This is a genomic window from Dictyobacter formicarum (genome assembly GCF_016587435.1).
Genome location: NZ_BNJJ01000004.1, coordinates 181,177 through 197,332 on the forward strand (window position 1 = coordinate 181,177; position 16,156 = coordinate 197,332).

The following is a 16,156-nucleotide window of genomic DNA, read 5'->3' on the forward strand; positions in this document are numbered from 1 at the left end:
CATTGCCTGAATAAAACTGTTTGAGCGCCGCAGGCGCTCGTGTCAGGGGCCGAAGGCGCGAACCCTATGGCTTTCAGGCCCGCTTTAAGCTTTTGGGTCTTTCTATGTACATGGCAGTGTATTTATGTTATGTTTGTGTCAAGGCCTGGATGGTTGAGACTGGTAAATGCATTTAGATATAATTAGCGAAACTATTGTTGAGTATCGCTGCCAGCAATAACCGCTGTAGTATTATGTCTGCTGCCGATGGTTCAGATAGATAAATAGCGCCGATAGGCTTGGTACCTTTTTCGTGTGAAACGGTTACCTCCATGATTCCTCTCTCGTATTAGACAAGTGTAGCGTTTGTGCAACCTGTGTTGCGAGCATCTGAAGATGTAGACATATTGAGTGTAGAATAATTATTATGAGTAAAACGATAGAAACAGGGCAACCAATACCAAATCAGTTAGCGGGTCAAAAAAAAGCTCGACCATGGTTTATGATCTTTTGTGTACTGGCTTTTGTCGTATGCATTTTGCTAAGCACCACGCCTATTGCTCGCCTGAAGAACGTAGGCTATACAGGTTTGACGGAGGATATTGCGACCCCACACAATTTTACACCACTAGCGATGCCATTTTTAACTGGTTGGGGGCGTTGGCTGCCGATGCATTTTTCCCATGCGGATAATGTGGCGATCTATCTGACGGGCAACCTCGAGGTTTTGTTGCTGCTGGCGCTGACTTTTGTCATTTATACAGTAGCTGCCTACTTTATTGCCAGGCGTGCTAGCGACGAGCAGATGCGAGTAGTGCGCCGCTGGATGTGGATTGGCGCTATTATCGCGGGCGTGATTTTTGTCCTGACTCCTGGTATGGCTTCAAAAGATCTCTTTGTGTATGCTGATTACGGCAATCTGGTGGGGGCGCATGGCGCGAATCCATATTTTTCTACTCCCAGACAGGTTGCTTATAACGATCTGCTGACACATATCGACGGCTGGAGCGACGCGCCATCCGCCTATGGACCCATCTGGGTCTATCTGGCCGGACTGCTCTCGCTTATTTTTGGTGATAACCCACTACCTTACTTTTATATTTATCGATGCCTGGGGCTCGCCTGCCATGTGTTGAATGTGTTGTTGATTGGACGCATTTTACGTATGAATGGGCGCTCGGAACGTACCGTGACGCTGGGAATGTTCCTCTACGCTTTGAATCCTTTGATGCTGTTTGAGGGACCTCTTGGGGCTCATAACGATGTTTTCATGAGTACGTTGCTGTTGTATGGCTTCTTACTCTGCTTTCGCGCCAATCAGCTTGGCTTTACCCGATTCAAGCATTATTGGCCGGCGCTGGTGGTGTTGACGCTGGCCGTGCTGGTAAAGTTTACCTCGATCCCGGTGATCATCCTTTTCTTGTTTGTGCTGGCCGCTAAAACGTTGGGTGCGCCACGTAAGATAGCGCGGGAAATGCCCTGGGGGGCTGCCTTGAAAAATGTCGTCATCGCCGGTGCGCTCTTTGTTGCGATTACGCTAGCTGCATATTTACCCTTCTGGATTGGTCATGGATTGAGCGAGATCGTGCGCAGTTTCGGTACGCCGCCATCTTCCAGTGGGGCGCAAAATTCTTTGATGCGTGTGGCGATGAACTGGCTATATGTGCACCCCCATACTTCGATTCCAGTGGTCACTTTTGTTGCTCATGCGCTGGCCAATCGTGGCTTCTGGAGTAAAGTTGATATCCTGGTGATGGGTGTGGCAGTGCTTGCGGGTGCCTGGTATACCTGGCGCTCACCCTCGATGCGTACCCTGGTGGTAGGTAGCCTGACAACCATGACCATTATTCTGATTGTTACTCCCTGGTTCTATTCCTGGTACGTAGTCTGGCTGGTTGCGCTGGCCCCGATCATGCTGGCCTTTTCGACGGGACGTTTTACGCGTGCGCTGGTGGCTTTCTGCTTCGTTTTCTCCGCCAGTGCCGTCCTTACTTACATGAATCTGGCCTTCTTCCATCTCAGCGGCTATCAGCTGGCTATACGCTATGTTTTGATGATGGCGCCACCGATTATCGCTGCGCTGGCTGTCTATTTCTATATCCGTGCGCGGCACAAGTCCGCGCCAAAGACAGAAGAGTTACCCGCGCCCTCGGAATCTGAAGATACCAGTGTCGCAACCAGGTAATATGTTGTACGCGCATAAAAATAGCTGCCCACGTGGGCAGCTATTTTTATGCGCGTACAACAGTCCCGATAGGTTCCTTTATCGTGGCTTGCATGATAGAATTTTGATGGTTAATAAATATTATGTAAAGGGTGTTCTGTATTTATGAAAATTTGCACATGTGGAAATTGTGAAGAATGTCGTGTGCGTGAGGCGCTACTAGAATTTGCACGTCAACGAGAGTATGCTGCTTTTGAATGGCTTCCCAGCTCAACCATAGTTGGCAGCGAGCAGGGCTGGAATGCTTTTGCGCGCACCCACACTGTGCGCGAGCTATTCTGGGTCTTACATGTAGCCAGAGAATCCGAAGGCTATGTATCCGGACTAGAGGCCGTAGCTCACTAATTCCTCTCATTTTATATTCTAAATTTGTATTTATGGATAGTCCATGGTGCAAAAAATGTGTCCAGACACATTTTTTGCACCATGGACTATTTTTCAGACTTTCTGGGGTTGTGGACGCAGGGTGAGCTGTACAGCTATCATTGTATCCATGCAACCGTATCAGGTCAAATTTGACCAAGCCATTTGGAGCAAGCCGCCGGCATGCTCGCCCGCAACACGTAACGTAACCCGCACATGTACGAACGCATCTTAAACACGAGCGGGTTAAAGAGGCATGGTCGCATGGATGGGATTGCGTTTCGGGTAGCGGATGCCTTGCCATATGCTCTACGAGCGTTGCGCTTTTATTTCATCGATTACGCGCCGCACCTCTTGAACAATCGATGCCATTGCGCTATCTCGATCGCTCCAGAGAGAGACTGGCTTTTTGTTACGCGGCAATGTCAGAAGTTTACCGAAAAACTCGTCGCTCTCCCAATCGGCAGTTTTTCTAACAATAATCGGGATGACCCACGTGAGGCCTCGTTGGCGCCTGTTCATCGCAGGCTTTAGTTCATTATCATACAGACTGTCCGAAGACATAAAATCAGGACTGATTAACAGTAAAACTATATCCGCCGCATTGAGGTACTCAACTAATTTGTCCTCACCTAGCTGCCCACCTAGTGTGCTCTCTACATTCGTGATAGTAATAGTTTTATTTCTTCTCAGCACGCTAAAGTGTTTCTCTAAGTCTTGCCTGAATTTATCATCCTCAGGCGCGTAAGAAATGAAGATAGATATAGGTCTATTTATTGCTGGTGCTGATATCGGCTGCTTGCTTGAGGCGAGTAGTTCTTTCCATGTGGTAGTGCTGGCGTCAACACCTGTGCGGGTAAACAGCCTGGGAATGTGTTCTTTCTTTATATTTTTTATTTGTAACTGGCTTAATGCTTGATTAAATGCATGTTGGATTGAATGCCCGAACCCTAATGCTGAGTAAAAAGCGGAAATAAATACGATGGCTGTATTGTCTCCTATTGGTTGGCTCATGCCAATGACAAAATCGATATCTTCAGCGACCATTTGTGCCTGAATGTGAGAGTTACAGGCGTTCAAGATTACCATACGTGTGGAGTTTTTGAAGTTGCGAAATAATGATTGCAGTGCTTGAGCTGAAATGAGCGTGGAGGATCTATCCTCTCTTTCGACCAACAATTCTCCAGTTTTTGTGCCATGTCCACTAAAGTGAACTATCTGCGGAGTATGTAAGTTCATCTGAAACAAAAGATCATTGTCACGGACAGCCCAGGTATCCTCTATTCTAAAATTATTGGCATATTTACTGGCTCGAATATTTTCTTTGATAGAGCGAATCTCTTTATCTAATTCTAGAAGAGCCGCGTTATTTGGGGAGGCAGCCAGGAAGAGTATTTTGACAATTTCATTGTTATCCACGAGTATTTTCCTCTCAAAGACTATGATGCTGAATTTGCAGCATTATTGTAGGCCACAGAGGATGTGAAGTCAAGAATTTGCGTATATAAATGTAATGCATAATGGTTTTGCGTTGCAGCGTGAATAAAGCAGCAGAAGCTTTTTCAGTCATAAAATCTGATCAGTGTTTATTTTGCGCACACAAAAAGAGTGACAAAGAAAAACCTCTGTCACTCTTTATTAATGAAATCGAATTATATGGCTTAGCGGGTTTTGACAACTAATGTATGAGCTGCTTTGTCGCCCAGACGCTGCTTCAGGGGGAGGTCCAGATGAAGATGGCACCTACGAGATAGGCAAACAAGCCATCAATAATGCGCAGCAAGTTGCGAATGATCGACTCTGTCCAGCTGATGGGAGCTCCATCTTCGCGAACAACGCGCAGGCCAAGTGCTTTCTTGCCCAGCGTAGCGCCGCTAGTTGCTTCCATGATAATAAAGTAAAGGAAGAATATTAGTGCTTCTAAGATGCCTGCAATAGCTGCTTGCCTGCTTAAAAGCATAGTAATTATACTTCCAACGATACCGAGGATAATTGCGTCGATGAGCACGGCTAGAAAGCGGATTCCTACGCCGGCATATGCCGGGGTGTTTGCCTGTTCTGCATATGGTGCTTGCATCTAAAACCTCCAATGCTTTTCCAGCTTAAAACTGAAAAATGATACATAAGCTCTTCTTCTAGAGTACATTAATATAGCTATATTGTCAATAATATCGATTGTATCATCTTATGTCATTAATCTTCCCGCACACATGCATATTTAGTGAAAGCCATTTTTGTATAAAAATATATTTATGTGTAAAGGGAAACCTATATCTATCTTTATGCATAAGTATGATAATCGTGTGCCTTGAAGTTTTTATATGGGCTACTCTATATAAAGTATAGCGATATACCCATCATTGAAATTATACCCATCAATCTTTATTCTCGAGTTTGAATGCCTTTTTCTCAGTATATACTGTTGAGGTTTCGGGTTTTACCATCCTGCCTGAATATCGCACGATGTATGTATTGATGCTTGATGGGGTTATCCGTTGAGTCCGCGCAACGAGCTTATACGTATACGCTGACTAATTAGTGTAAAATAAGATAGCGCCCCAGTGATATGAGAGGGTTTATAGTTTATGCGTAAAGTATTTAAGCAAAGGAGTTGCAAATTATGCAAATTAAACGTCTAGGTGGCACGGGCCTGAAGGTGAGTGAGGTTTGCCTGGGCACGATGACATTTGGCAATCAGGCGGACCAGGCGACGGCGTTTGAGATCATGGATACAGCTGAGCAGGGTGGGGTCAATTTCTTTGATACGGCTGATGTTTATCCCGGTGGCGAGAAGGCGTTGGTGGGTGTGACCGAAGAGATTGTGGGTAACTGGCTGCGCGAGCGTAATGCTCGCGACCGGATCGTGCTGGCTACCAAGTGTTATGGCAAGATGGGATCCAATCCTAATGATCAGGGATTGAGTTGCCGCCATATCATCGCAGCCTGCGAGGCCAGCTTGAAGCGTCTGAAAACTGATTATATCGATCTGTACCAGATGCACCAGTTTGATGCCGGGACGCCGATTGAAGAGTCCCTGCGCGCAATGGATGACCTGGTGCGCGCCGGTAAGGTGCGTTACGTGGGGTGCTCGAATTTCCCCGCCTGGCGTCTGGCCGATGCTCTTTGGACCAGCAAGGTCAATGGCCTGGAACGCATTGTGTGTGTGCAGCCGCGCTACAATATGGCCTTTCGCATGATTGAGGATGAGCTGTTGCCATTGTGCCAGGAGCACGGCGTTGGTGTGATCGTATATAATCCGCTGGCCGCTGGCGTACTGACTGGCCGTTATGTGGAAAAGCCAGAGGCCGAGACGGGGACGCGCTTCAAGTCGAAGAATCCCAATGATTTGTATCGCCGCCGCTACTGGAATGAAGCGCTGCACGAGCAGGTGAAACAGCTCTCAGAATTTATGAAGGGACGTAACAAACAGCTGACCAACGTGGCCGTGGCCTGGGTACTGTCTCAACCGGCGGTCACCTCAGCTATCCTCGGCACCAGCCGGCCCGAACAGCTCAAAGAGAGTCTGGGCGGCGTCGGATTGACCCTGGATGAAGAAGAATTGCGCGCCTGCGACGATCTCTGGTATAACTTGCCGCGTATTCGCGACAAAGAAATCGCCAGGCGTTAACATTATCAATTCACTAAATAGGCCTTACTATATAGTAATGAGGCCTGTACTGTACATAATCTAGTAAGAGTAATTTCGGGGTGCACAAATATCTGGCATCCCCGAAATTGCTCTGTGTGACGTTATATTGGAGGTTTTCCTTTAGCGTTGGCAGGCTATTTCGAAAGGAAGCTCAATATGAACATGCACAGCTGTGTCATCAGCCCCCATCTCAAAAGCGCACTCTCTCCCCATGCTCAAACAGTTGAAGGTAGCCAGAGTAAATATGGTCGCCTGTTCGCTGACTTGCCGCCTCTGGCTGTAGACGAAGCCCTATTGCTGAAACTAGGTCGAGCTGGTTCGGTAATGGATCTTGCCGCTCGCTCATCCGGCGACCAGGAAAGCCTGACTGATAATCCTCGTATTCCAGCTGGTTTTACTTTTCTGGGCCAATTTATTGCTCATGACATTACTGCTGATCGTAGCCTCCTTCTTCATCACGCGCGCTTGAAAGAATTGCGCAATTTCCGTCAACCACGACTGGATCTAGAATGCATTTATGGTGCCGGTCCGTCTGGTGATCCTTTTCTTTACGATTTAGATGATTCAGACAAATTCTTGCTGGGTATTAACGATGCTGGTAATCCCGATGACGTGCCGCGTAATCGGCAGGGACGGGCGTTAGTGGCGGACCCGCGCAATGACGTGCATCTGTTTATTTCACAATTGCACCTGGCTTTGCTTAAGTTTCATAATCGCGTAGTGGATCACTTGCGTTTGCAAGGCACGCCAGCGGCGGCCGTGTTTGATGAAGCCCGACGCCTGGTGCGCTGGCACTACCAATGGATTATTGTACATGAGTTCCTTCCTTTGACTGTTGGTGAGGATCTGGTCGAGGATATACTAGAGGTTGGGCCGCGCTTTTTTGCTGCAGCCCCCGGCGAGCAGGCTTACATTCCCGTCGAGTTCGCGGATGCCGCTTACCGTTTTGGACATAGCCAGATTCGATCCCGCTATTTGCTCAATAGCCGGGGAGCGAGCGGGCAGGTCTTTCCCGACTGTGCTGGTACCTGCCCGGTTGACCATACGCGCGCCCTTGAGTGGTCTTACTATTTTTCTATTCCTGGCAGCCTTGCTCCACAGGCAAGTAAGCGTATCAATAGTTGGATCGCCCATTCCTTGATGGATCTACCTGTACGTGTGGTGGGCGAGACGGATATTCCTGAGCAAAAGTCACTGGCCTATCGAGATCTTGAGCGTGGCGAGGCACTAGATTTACCATCAGGTGAAGCGATTGCTGGTTTGATGCATGTACGCCCATTGACGCCGGAGGAGGTTGGATTGAGAAAGCTAGGTTGGCAGGGCGAGACTCCACTCTGGTATTACCTGCTTAAAGAGGCTGAAGTATATCATCACGGTGAATACATGGGTCCAGTAGGAGGCCGTATTATCGCCGAGGTCTTGCTGGGTCTGTTGCTCTATGATCCCACATCGTACTGGCATGCTCCTAAAGGATGGATCCCAACGTTTCCAGCCGCACTACCACAACAGTTCAGCATGGCCGCTCTGTTGATGTTTGCTGGTGTCGCATAGTGATTGTTGAGGAGCAACCGTACATGAAATGGATGCTTGATATTACTTTTGCAAAAAGAAGATCGTATAGGTTGGGAGCAAGTCCCAACCTATACAATTTTTTTTTGCGTTTAATCCTTCAGACCGCCTGCAAGACCGGCGACGATCTGACGCTGGAAGATGACAAAGACGATGACGGCGGGTAGACCACCCAGGATGGCGGAGGCCATAATCTGGGCATAGCGGATACCGTAGGAAGTCTGGACGGTGGCCAGCCCAACCGGGATGGTCATCATGTCTGTTCCGGTGACGACCAGGAAGGGCCAGATGAAGTTGTTCCAGGCGGCCACGAAGGTTGAGATGGCGATGGTGGCGATGGCCGGCCGTGACAGGGGCATCCAGATCTGCCAGTAGATGCGCCACGGACTGGCACCATCCATGCGCGCTGCCTCCTCGTATTCGTGCGGGATACCATCAAAGAATTGTTTGAAGATAAAGACCGCGAAAGGTGAGAAGATCTGAGGCAGAATAATGCCCCAATAGGTATCGATCATCTGGAACGACTGCATGAGCGAGAACAAAGGGACCAGCAAGACCTGTCCGGGAATCATCAGGCCACAGAGAATGATCCAGAAGACGACTGAGCGCCCTTTGAAGGGGATGCGCGAGATGGAGAAAGATGCCATGCTGGCCAGCAGCACTACGGCCACGGCAATGATGACCGAGGTGAGGACGCTATTAAAGTACCAGCGCGGCAGATCGCCGGTCGAGAGCACGCTGATATAGGCCTGGATATTGAAGGCTGATGATAGCCATGTCAACGGCAGGATCGTCGTTTCGCCCTCTGGCTTAAACGAGGTATCCAGTACCCAGGCAATTGGCAGTAGCCAGAGAATGGCGAAGATTAGCAGAATGACAAAGGCGACCCGGCTGGTTACTTTGCGCGACATATTCATTGGGCGCCTGGTCGTTGCTGTGTTGGTGTCTTGTATGCTCTGTGTGGCCATTATGCCCTCCTCTGTGGACGCTGGAACAGGGTGAATTGCAGAATGGTGATGACCAGCATCAGGATAAAGAGAATATAGGATGCCGCGGACGCAAAGCCCATGCGGAAGGATGAGAAGCCCGTCTCATACATGTACTCCACCACGGAGCGCGTCGCGAAGTTGGGGCCGCCGCCGGTGAGCAGGTACATCTGACCAAAGACTTGCAGGGAGGCGATGACCTGTAGAATGACCACCAGCATCGTGATGCGGCTTAATTGCGGCAAGGTAATCGAGATGGTTTTTGCCCATGATCCGGCGCCGTCGATCGCGGCCGCTTCATAGAGTTCCGCCGGCACCTGTTGCAGTCCAGCCAGGTAGAGTAGGAAGTTGCTACCCACCGTCCACCAGACGGTCATAATAACGATCGAGATCATGGCGACATGGGCATCATTGAGCCAGTCAACCGGTCCCAGGCCAATGCCGGCTAGGATATTATTGATCAGACCAAAGCCGGGCTGATAGAGCCAGTTCCAGATGATAGCGGTTACTGCGATAGGCAATGCCACCGGAATAAAAAAAGCTGTGCGGAAGAGCCAGCGACCAGGCATTTGCCGATTAGCTAGCAGAGCTAGAAAAAAAGCCAGAATCACAAGGATAGGAGTGCTCAAAACAGTGAAATAGAGGGTGTGCCAGAGCGAACTCCAGAAATCGGCATCGCCCAACAACTCCTGGTAGTTTCCCAATCCCAGAAAACGCGTTACGCCGTTTAAGCTCCAGTTATAGAAGCTCATGCGAAAACCGAGCACGACTGGCCAGAGCGTAAAAATTGCATAGCCAATCAGGAAAGGAAGCACAAAGCTCCATCCCGTCAATTGGGTGCGCCAGTTGACCTTACCTTGAGGCGCCGTACGAGCTTGCCTGGCAGATTGGGCTGCCTCTTGTTGAATAAGCATTTCAGACATGTGTTATGCCTTTCATTGAGTAAAGAAACTTGCCTTAGCATCAAATTGGTGACGGTGTGTTAATGAGCTTTTGGATAGCCTTTTTGAATTGTTGGATGCCCTGTTTGGGAGTTAATTGACCCAGTAGAATCGTCTGGAATGCGCCATTGGCCTGAGTTTCGAATTCAGAGCCCGCGCCACTAAACCAGGCTGCCGGATCGGCAACGACATCGGCGGCCGCATTGGCATAGTTGGATTGAGGTTTGAGCTGTTTGTATGCATCGCTAGTGGCGACTGGTAGATAAGCGGGGATATGCCCACCTTCGGCCCAGACCTGACCTTCTTTGAGCATGCTGGCCATAAACTCGTAGGCCGAGCGTTGCCGACCTTTATCAGGATAGGCCTGATGGGGCAAAATAAAGGAATGCGAGTCGCCCCAGACGTGTGTATTGCCGAAGACATTAGGGAATGGGATCATGTTGAAGGGAGTTTTCTGAGTAATAAAGGTTGTTACTTCCCATTCACCATTCCAGAGGAAGCCAGATTTACCGCTACCAAAGACGGCCACTGAATCAATGTTGGCTGGCATTACCTTCGATTTCAGCGTCAGATCGGCCATAAAATTCAGGGCCTGTTCGGCCTTATCATCATCCAGCACAATCTCTTTGGCATCAGGGGAAAGGATTTTACCGCCCAATTGACCATACAGCGAATCGAAGAGCCGCCAGGAATCCAGGAATGCTATGCCCGTAAAGCCGGTGACGCTCTGGGCTGCTTTGAATGCGCTGATCAGCTGATCTGGTCCCTGCATTGGCTTAAGGTTGTTGTCGGCATCTAACAGGCCGGCCTTTTTGCAGACGTCAGTGTTGTAGTACATCACATAGGGATGCGTATCCAATGGCAAAGCATAGAGCTTGCCGTTGTATGTCGCGCGCTGCCAGACCTCAGGCAGGAAGTTTTGTTCGGTGATGCCTACCTGTCCGAGCAGGTCTATATCGAATGGGTCCAGAAAGTTCATGGCGGCAAAAGTGGAGAGCCGTGAAAGGTGGCAGATGCCAACGTCGGGTGCCCTGCCACCAGCCGCTGACATGGCGACTTTGGTATAGTAGGGTTGTCCCCACGCCAGGGTAACAGCCTTTAACGCGATATCGGGATGGCTTTTGGTGAACATGTCTTGCATTTGAATCATGCGTGCACCATCGCCGCCACCAAAGAGGTTCCAATAGGTAACACCAGCTGCGGCATTGGCAGATGTGCCGCATGCGCTCAGCAGCGAGATCGCTGCGCTACCACCAACGCCTAGTGCCAGAGATTTTTCGAGGAAGGCTCGCCGTTTCATGCGCCCTCCATTTTTTCTCTCTGACTTCGTGCCTGGCTCATACATCATCGTTAGTTCCTTTCCTGGGATAAATGAGCGTTTACAGTTGTCATTAAGGCATCAAAGTTGAAAACAGTCTCATTATGTTGACTGTTTGTCCGCTAGACATCATGCCTGCACCAGATATCGTTGCTGAAAAAAGGACCCTGGTAGGTATCATCGTTTGTCGCGGGCAACGTAAAAGCTTGGCGGTGGCATAAAAGAGGTTCGGTATGGAGTGGTGGAAGGATATTCCTGTGTACCGTTCCATAATGCTGGCGTCTCCATTGACGTGTGGGATAGTAGGCTCCGGTTCTGTGATGTTTGCATATAGCATCCCCTCAAGACGAATGTGGCCATTGCATGAATGGCACTATGGTTGACTGAACTTTCATTGCTTATCTCTGCTCGATGTAAGGATAAAGATAAGCCACTCAGCACTCATGAGCTTTATCTGCCATTCCCGATCGGGTCGCTCTATTTGTAAATATTTCTCGATGTTTTTTTCAATCGGGAACACTTTCGTCTGTCGAGGTAATTGTAACATAATTATTTAAAAATTTCGATACAACGTTGTATTAATTTTTGGAGTTGCTTCAAACTTTTTAAATGTTCATTTGTAGTATCGAAATTATTTGTAGTTCCTGGCTCTTAAAAAGATCTGTACAGATAAATATGGCAGATATGTTATATTGGTAGTTATTAAGAATAAAAGTATTGTATAAAGAGCAGTCAGGAGTTGTCGCGTGCAATCACGAAATATTGTCTTCACTGGAAAAAATCAGGTTGAAATTTATGATGAATTGCTGCCCGAACTGGGTCCAGATGAATTTTTGCTCCAGGCTACAACGTCTCTGATCAGCACTGGTACCGAGGGTATTTGCCTGGGACGGCTGTTTGATCCGGGCACACACTGGGATCGCTGGGTCAAATATCCATTCCATGCGGGCTATAGCCTGGTTGGGCGTGTGGCTGCGGTCGGCAAGGATGTGCAACACGTACGTGAGGGTGAGCGCATCGCTATCAGACAGAGCCATAGTCAGTACAAGGTGGTGCCGGCGAAGGAGCCATTGTATCGCATTCCAGATGCCGTGTCCGATGAGGATGCCACCTGGTTTCACCTGGCTACGATTGTGCAGAATGGCGTGCGCAGAGCACAGCATCAACTGGGCGACACAGTGGCGGTGATTGGATTAGGGCTGCTGGGACAACTGGTCGTGCAGTATGCCAGGCTTCTAGGAGCACAACAGATTATCGCGATCGATGTAGCTGAGAAGCGCCTGGAGATGGCTCGTAGCCATGGGGCAATGACGATCCTACCAATGGGAGTGGACCAGGCACGAGAGCATGTGCTGGCTCTTACCGAGGGTCGGGGCGTCAATGTCGTCTACGACGTAACGGGTGCTGCTCCGGTGTTTCCCCTGGCCCTGGGCCTGGCGCGCAATTTAGGTCGCGTTGTTTTGCTGGGCGATACCGGTACGCCCGCGGCCCAGCAGCTCACCGGAGATGTTGTGACCCGCGGCCTGACTATTGTGGGCGCCCATGATAATAATCCTCCTGCCGCTTCAACCGATCATGCTTATTGGACCCATCTGCGCATGGGCGAGTTATTTTTTGATTATGTTGGACGTGGTGATATGCGTGTCAATGATTTAATTACTCATCGTTATGCTCCCGCAGATGCTGTTGAGGCGTATCGCATGTTACGTGAGGAGCGGGCAACCGCTATGGGAGTACTCTTTGATTGGACTCGTCTCTAGCTATCATCAGGCTGGCCTCATAATTAGGACCGGGGCCAGCCTGCACAAGGAGGATGAGATAAGATGGTTACACGTATTGCCGTTGCCCAGTTGTCATCTCAGGTTGACCCTGCGCAAAATCTGGTCCGCGCCAGCGCGGCTATCAGGCAGGCCTCCAATGCTGGCGCTCAACTGATTATTTTTCCTGAAATATTTATGGCTCTGCTGACGAAAGAGAATTTTAATGCTGCCTACGCGCATAGCGTCTCTCAATCGCTGGATGGTGCCTATGTTTCTGGTCTGCGCCAGGCGGCGACCGAGGCCGGCATCTGGGTGATAAGCGGCATGTTAGAGACGGCGCATAAGGTCGCCAACAGAACATACAATACCACCGTCGTAATTGATAATTATGGCAGCCTGGTCTCTTTTTATCGCAAGACTCATCTCTATGATGCGTTTGGCTTTCGCGAGTCGGAGGTTTTTGCGGCCGGTGAGCAGCTATTTACGCCGCTAGAGACTCCTTTTGGACGCATGGGACTGTTTGTGTGCTATGAGCTACGTTTTCCTGAAATTGCGCGCTATCAGGCTGAGCAGGGGGTCGATTTCTTTGTAATGCCTTCGGCCTGGGTGATGGGCGCCTTGAAAGAGACGCATTGGCAGCATCTGGTGGCGGCGCGGGCGATTGAAAATACCGCTTATATGTTCTCCTGTGATCAGGTGGGCAATAACTATCTGGGCCGCTCTTTGCTGATTGATCCTCTGGGCGTTGTGCTGGCAGAGGGCAACGAGGGAGAATGCATGCTTTATTCTGACATGGATCCACAGCGCCTGGACGTCGCTCGCCAGACATTGCCCGCACTGACGCATCGTCGGCCGGACCTGTTCGTTCGACAATGAAGAAATCGATGGCAAGCGCCGAACCCACGTGGGGATTATTATTCGGCAACCAGAAATCGAGGGCAAGCCTCGAACCTATCGTTCGGCAACCAGGGTGAACGTTTTGGGAATCCCCATATCATCGATCTTGCTGTTCGGCTCCTCGTCCAGACGCTGAATGACCAGGCCCGTCGCCGCAAAGGCGGTGATAATTTCACCTAGATTCCAGTAGCGCTGATAGACTTGCTGGATATCTGTCGCATCTTTTTCGGTTAGATGTTTGCTAAAGGCCACGTCGGTGGCATGCAGGCTTTTGTCAAAATAATTGCCGCTCACTTTATGCTTTTTCCCTTTTGAGCTGAGCAATTTAGTCGAAACAGGATGGAAATCCTGCAAGATCAGGCGACCGCCAGAGCGCAGTAATTGCTGCACTATCCGGGCCAGAGGTGCCAGGTCCACAAAATAATGCAGGATGCCCAGTTCCATAAAGACGAGATCATAGCTGCCATCTAACTCCTGGGGGGATAGCTTGAGGACATCTGTGACGAGGTAGCGCAACTGGACTCTGGCCGCGGCGGCGACTTCACGCGCATAGTGTGCGTTCTCCTGCGACATATCAACAATCGTGACCTGTGCTCCCAGTATGGCCAGCGCGATAGCTTTGGTGCCATGCGAACCGAGCAGGTTGATGACTTTTTTGCCTGCGATGGGCGGTAGATATTTATTGAGCGAGGCCAGCCGCGTCTGTGGATCTTTCTGGATGCGTGCTGCCTGGACTTGTGGCGGACCATGGCGCTGTACCCAGGCGTCATAGGCCGCCTGATTCCACGCGCTTTGATTGAGCGCGCTGTTGTGCTGCTGGAGTTGTTGAAAATACCTTTGTACGGCCAGGGTTACTGGATGATCCTCGGGATATGCATGCAGATAATAATCCAATGCTTTGACCCAGACCGTTCTGTTCATATGCTGTAGTTGCAGGCGGTCTGGATCGGTCACTACAACCGTATTGAGATAGCTATAGAACGTCACCGTCAGACCCTGATAGGGCACATGAAAGCTTTCGCAGCCTGCCTGGCGCTCTGGCTTCTCCCGCACTCCGAATGCCTCAGCAACACGCTGCATGAGGTCCCATTGAATCGATAGCTCCAGACCATTGGGCGCAGTCTGAGCGTGAATTGGCTTCTCTTGTAGCACGACGCCTTGCGCAAACAGAGCGGAAGATTCTACCAAAGTATAGTTAATATCGATGTTCTCTAATATAGCGAGTACAGAAAAAAGGGTTTCCCACCAGACCGTTGCAGATACCAAAACTTTCACCTCAGTATATATTGATTTCAATTTTATCTCATCTCTTCGGGAATAGAAAGGCGGCAAATATTAACGTTAGAAAGTTATAGTACATTGCAGCACTATGCAATAGCTATCTGTGCTATACTTTGTAATTTGCTTGTCTTCATTACTATCTTCAGTTATACTACGAAGTGATTGAAACATGACAATGTATGGTTGCGCCGTTCGAAAATCATGTTGCTTTGTTATTATTGGAGAGGATTATAACTTTCTTATGAACCAAAATCCTGAGCAGCCGCAGCAAAACAACTATACTCAATATCCACAGTATGACCCGACGCAGGCTGCACCACCACCGTATGATCCCACACAGCTGGCCCCGCCGGCTTATCCTGGGAATCAGGGCTATTCTTCGCCTTCTTATCCGACACCTTCGACGGCTGGCAATAGCTCACCTGACTATCTACAGCAGTCTCCTTATAGTCCCCAGTCGCCTTATCCCACGCCGAGTGGGCAGCAAAATCTGGGAGGGGGATATTCTGCTCCGAATCCTTATGCTCCTCCCGTTGGAGCACCACAATATCCTGGCTATCCGCCTGCGCCTAAGAAGAATCGCACCTGGCTCTGGATTACGCTGGGTATTGTCGGCGTCCTGCTGGTTGCCCTGATTGCGTCCTGCGCGATTTTTTCAAATGCCATAACGAATCTTGCCCACACGACAGCTACAAGCACCTCATCCACTGATGCCACTCCTACTACGACAAATTCCGGCGGGCAGACTACGACAGGTGGGGACTCTGGCCAGGTACGTACATTGCAGAATGTGAATTGTACGATGTCCCAGGTGCGTACTATTCCAAATGATGATTATGCTCAAGCTAAGGCTGGCACCCAGTTTGTGCAAATCCACGTCAAAATTGATAACACCAGCAGTGAGAAGCGGCACTATAACCCGCTTGACTTCAAGCTATTGACCTCAGATGGTAAGTCGACGACTCACTCATATATTGTGCCTAATGGCTATGATAATCAACTGAGCTTTGGCGACCTCAATCCTGGCCAGTCTATTGAAGGTAACCTCGTATTTGAGGTGCCGACCAACGACCATGGCGCTATGATTAGCTGGGAGCCACTGTTTAACTCCTTTGCCACTGATCCTGGTCAGGCCAAGTGGAAATTAGGTTTATAAGGCAAACAAAAAGTGTTGCAGAAAGCGCGCAAA

The 16,156-nt window shown here is 49.5% G+C and carries 13 protein-coding genes; 7 read left to right on the forward strand and 6 right to left on the reverse strand.

What is annotated here, in order from left to right; translation table 11 throughout:
* The first annotated feature begins 406 nt into the window (after window positions 1-406).
* Entirely contained in the window at window positions 407-2,164 is a 1,758-nt protein-coding gene (locus tag JMI88_RS08295) for an MptA/MptB family glycosyltransferase (protein ID WP_201361342.1), read from the forward strand.
* Between the two features lie 144 nt (window positions 2,165-2,308).
* Window positions 2,309-2,548 carry a hypothetical protein gene (locus tag JMI88_RS08300; RefSeq protein ID WP_201361343.1) on the forward strand — a complete coding sequence of 80 codons (240 nt, stop codon included), beginning with the start codon at window positions 2,309-2,311 and terminating at the stop codon, window positions 2,546-2,548.
* 327 nt (window positions 2,549-2,875) lie between these two features.
* On the opposite strand, the gene JMI88_RS08305 is transcribed toward JMI88_RS08300, so the two are convergent.
* On the reverse strand, window positions 2,876-3,985 hold the full coding sequence (locus tag JMI88_RS08305; RefSeq protein WP_201361344.1) for a CHAT domain-containing protein: 1,110 nt from the start codon (window positions 3,983-3,985) through the stop codon (window positions 2,876-2,878).
* Window positions 3,986-4,280: 295 nt separating this feature from the next.
* A complete protein-coding gene (locus JMI88_RS08310; RefSeq protein ID WP_201361345.1) occupies window positions 4,281-4,643 on the reverse strand; it encodes an RDD family protein in 363 nt (120 codons plus the stop codon).
* A 543-nt stretch (window positions 4,644-5,186) separates the two neighbouring features.
* Here JMI88_RS08310 and JMI88_RS08315 point away from each other — a divergent pair.
* Both JMI88_RS08315 and JMI88_RS08320 read left to right on the forward strand, forming a co-directional pair.
* Window positions 5,187-6,194, forward strand: a complete 1,008-nt coding sequence (locus tag JMI88_RS08315) for an aldo/keto reductase (RefSeq protein WP_201361346.1) — start codon at window positions 5,187-5,189, stop codon at window positions 6,192-6,194.
* Window positions 6,195-6,371: 177 nt separating this feature from the next.
* Window positions 6,372-7,766: a peroxidase family protein gene (locus tag JMI88_RS08320; RefSeq protein WP_201361347.1), complete on the forward strand. Its 1,395-nt coding sequence runs from the start codon at window positions 6,372-6,374 to the stop codon at window positions 7,764-7,766.
* A gap of 110 nt (window positions 7,767-7,876) precedes the next feature.
* Here JMI88_RS08320 and JMI88_RS08325 read toward each other — a convergent pair whose 3' ends face one another.
* From JMI88_RS08325 to JMI88_RS08335, 3 genes are read right to left on the reverse strand one after another with little or no spacing between them, the layout of a single operon-like run.
* Window positions 7,877-8,752, reverse strand: a complete 876-nt coding sequence (locus JMI88_RS08325) for a carbohydrate ABC transporter permease (RefSeq protein WP_201361348.1) — start codon at window positions 8,750-8,752, stop codon at window positions 7,877-7,879.
* Window positions 8,752-9,693, reverse strand: coding sequence for a carbohydrate ABC transporter permease (locus JMI88_RS08330; protein WP_201361349.1), 942 nt, complete (start codon window positions 9,691-9,693; stop codon window positions 8,752-8,754). The genes JMI88_RS08325 and JMI88_RS08330 overlap by 1 nt, the downstream gene beginning before the upstream one ends.
* A gap of 40 nt (window positions 9,694-9,733) precedes the next feature.
* Window positions 9,734-11,059, reverse strand: a complete 1,326-nt coding sequence (locus JMI88_RS08335) for an extracellular solute-binding protein (RefSeq protein ID WP_201361350.1) — start codon at window positions 11,057-11,059, stop codon at window positions 9,734-9,736.
* Window positions 11,060-11,775: 716 nt separating this feature from the next.
* On the opposite strand from JMI88_RS08335, the gene JMI88_RS08340 reads away from it, so the two are divergent.
* Both JMI88_RS08340 and JMI88_RS08345 read left to right on the forward strand, forming a co-directional pair.
* Window positions 11,776-12,789: a zinc-dependent alcohol dehydrogenase gene (locus JMI88_RS08340; protein ID WP_201361351.1), complete on the forward strand. Its 1,014-nt coding sequence runs from the start codon at window positions 11,776-11,778 to the stop codon at window positions 12,787-12,789.
* Window positions 12,790-12,852: 63 nt separating this feature from the next.
* Window positions 12,853-13,665, forward strand: a complete 813-nt coding sequence (locus JMI88_RS08345; RefSeq protein WP_201361352.1) for a carbon-nitrogen hydrolase family protein — start codon at window positions 12,853-12,855, stop codon at window positions 13,663-13,665.
* Window positions 13,666-13,740: 75 nt separating this feature from the next.
* On the opposite strand, the gene JMI88_RS08350 is transcribed toward JMI88_RS08345, so the two are convergent.
* Window positions 13,741-14,952: a class I SAM-dependent methyltransferase gene (locus JMI88_RS08350; protein ID WP_201361353.1), complete on the reverse strand. Its 1,212-nt coding sequence runs from the start codon at window positions 14,950-14,952 to the stop codon at window positions 13,741-13,743.
* Between the two features lie 256 nt (window positions 14,953-15,208).
* Here JMI88_RS08350 and JMI88_RS08355 point away from each other — a divergent pair, with 256 nt between their 5' ends.
* A complete protein-coding gene (locus JMI88_RS08355; protein ID WP_201361354.1) occupies window positions 15,209-16,123 on the forward strand; it encodes a DUF4352 domain-containing protein in 915 nt (304 codons plus the stop codon).
* Window positions 16,124-16,156: the final 33 nt, after the last annotated feature.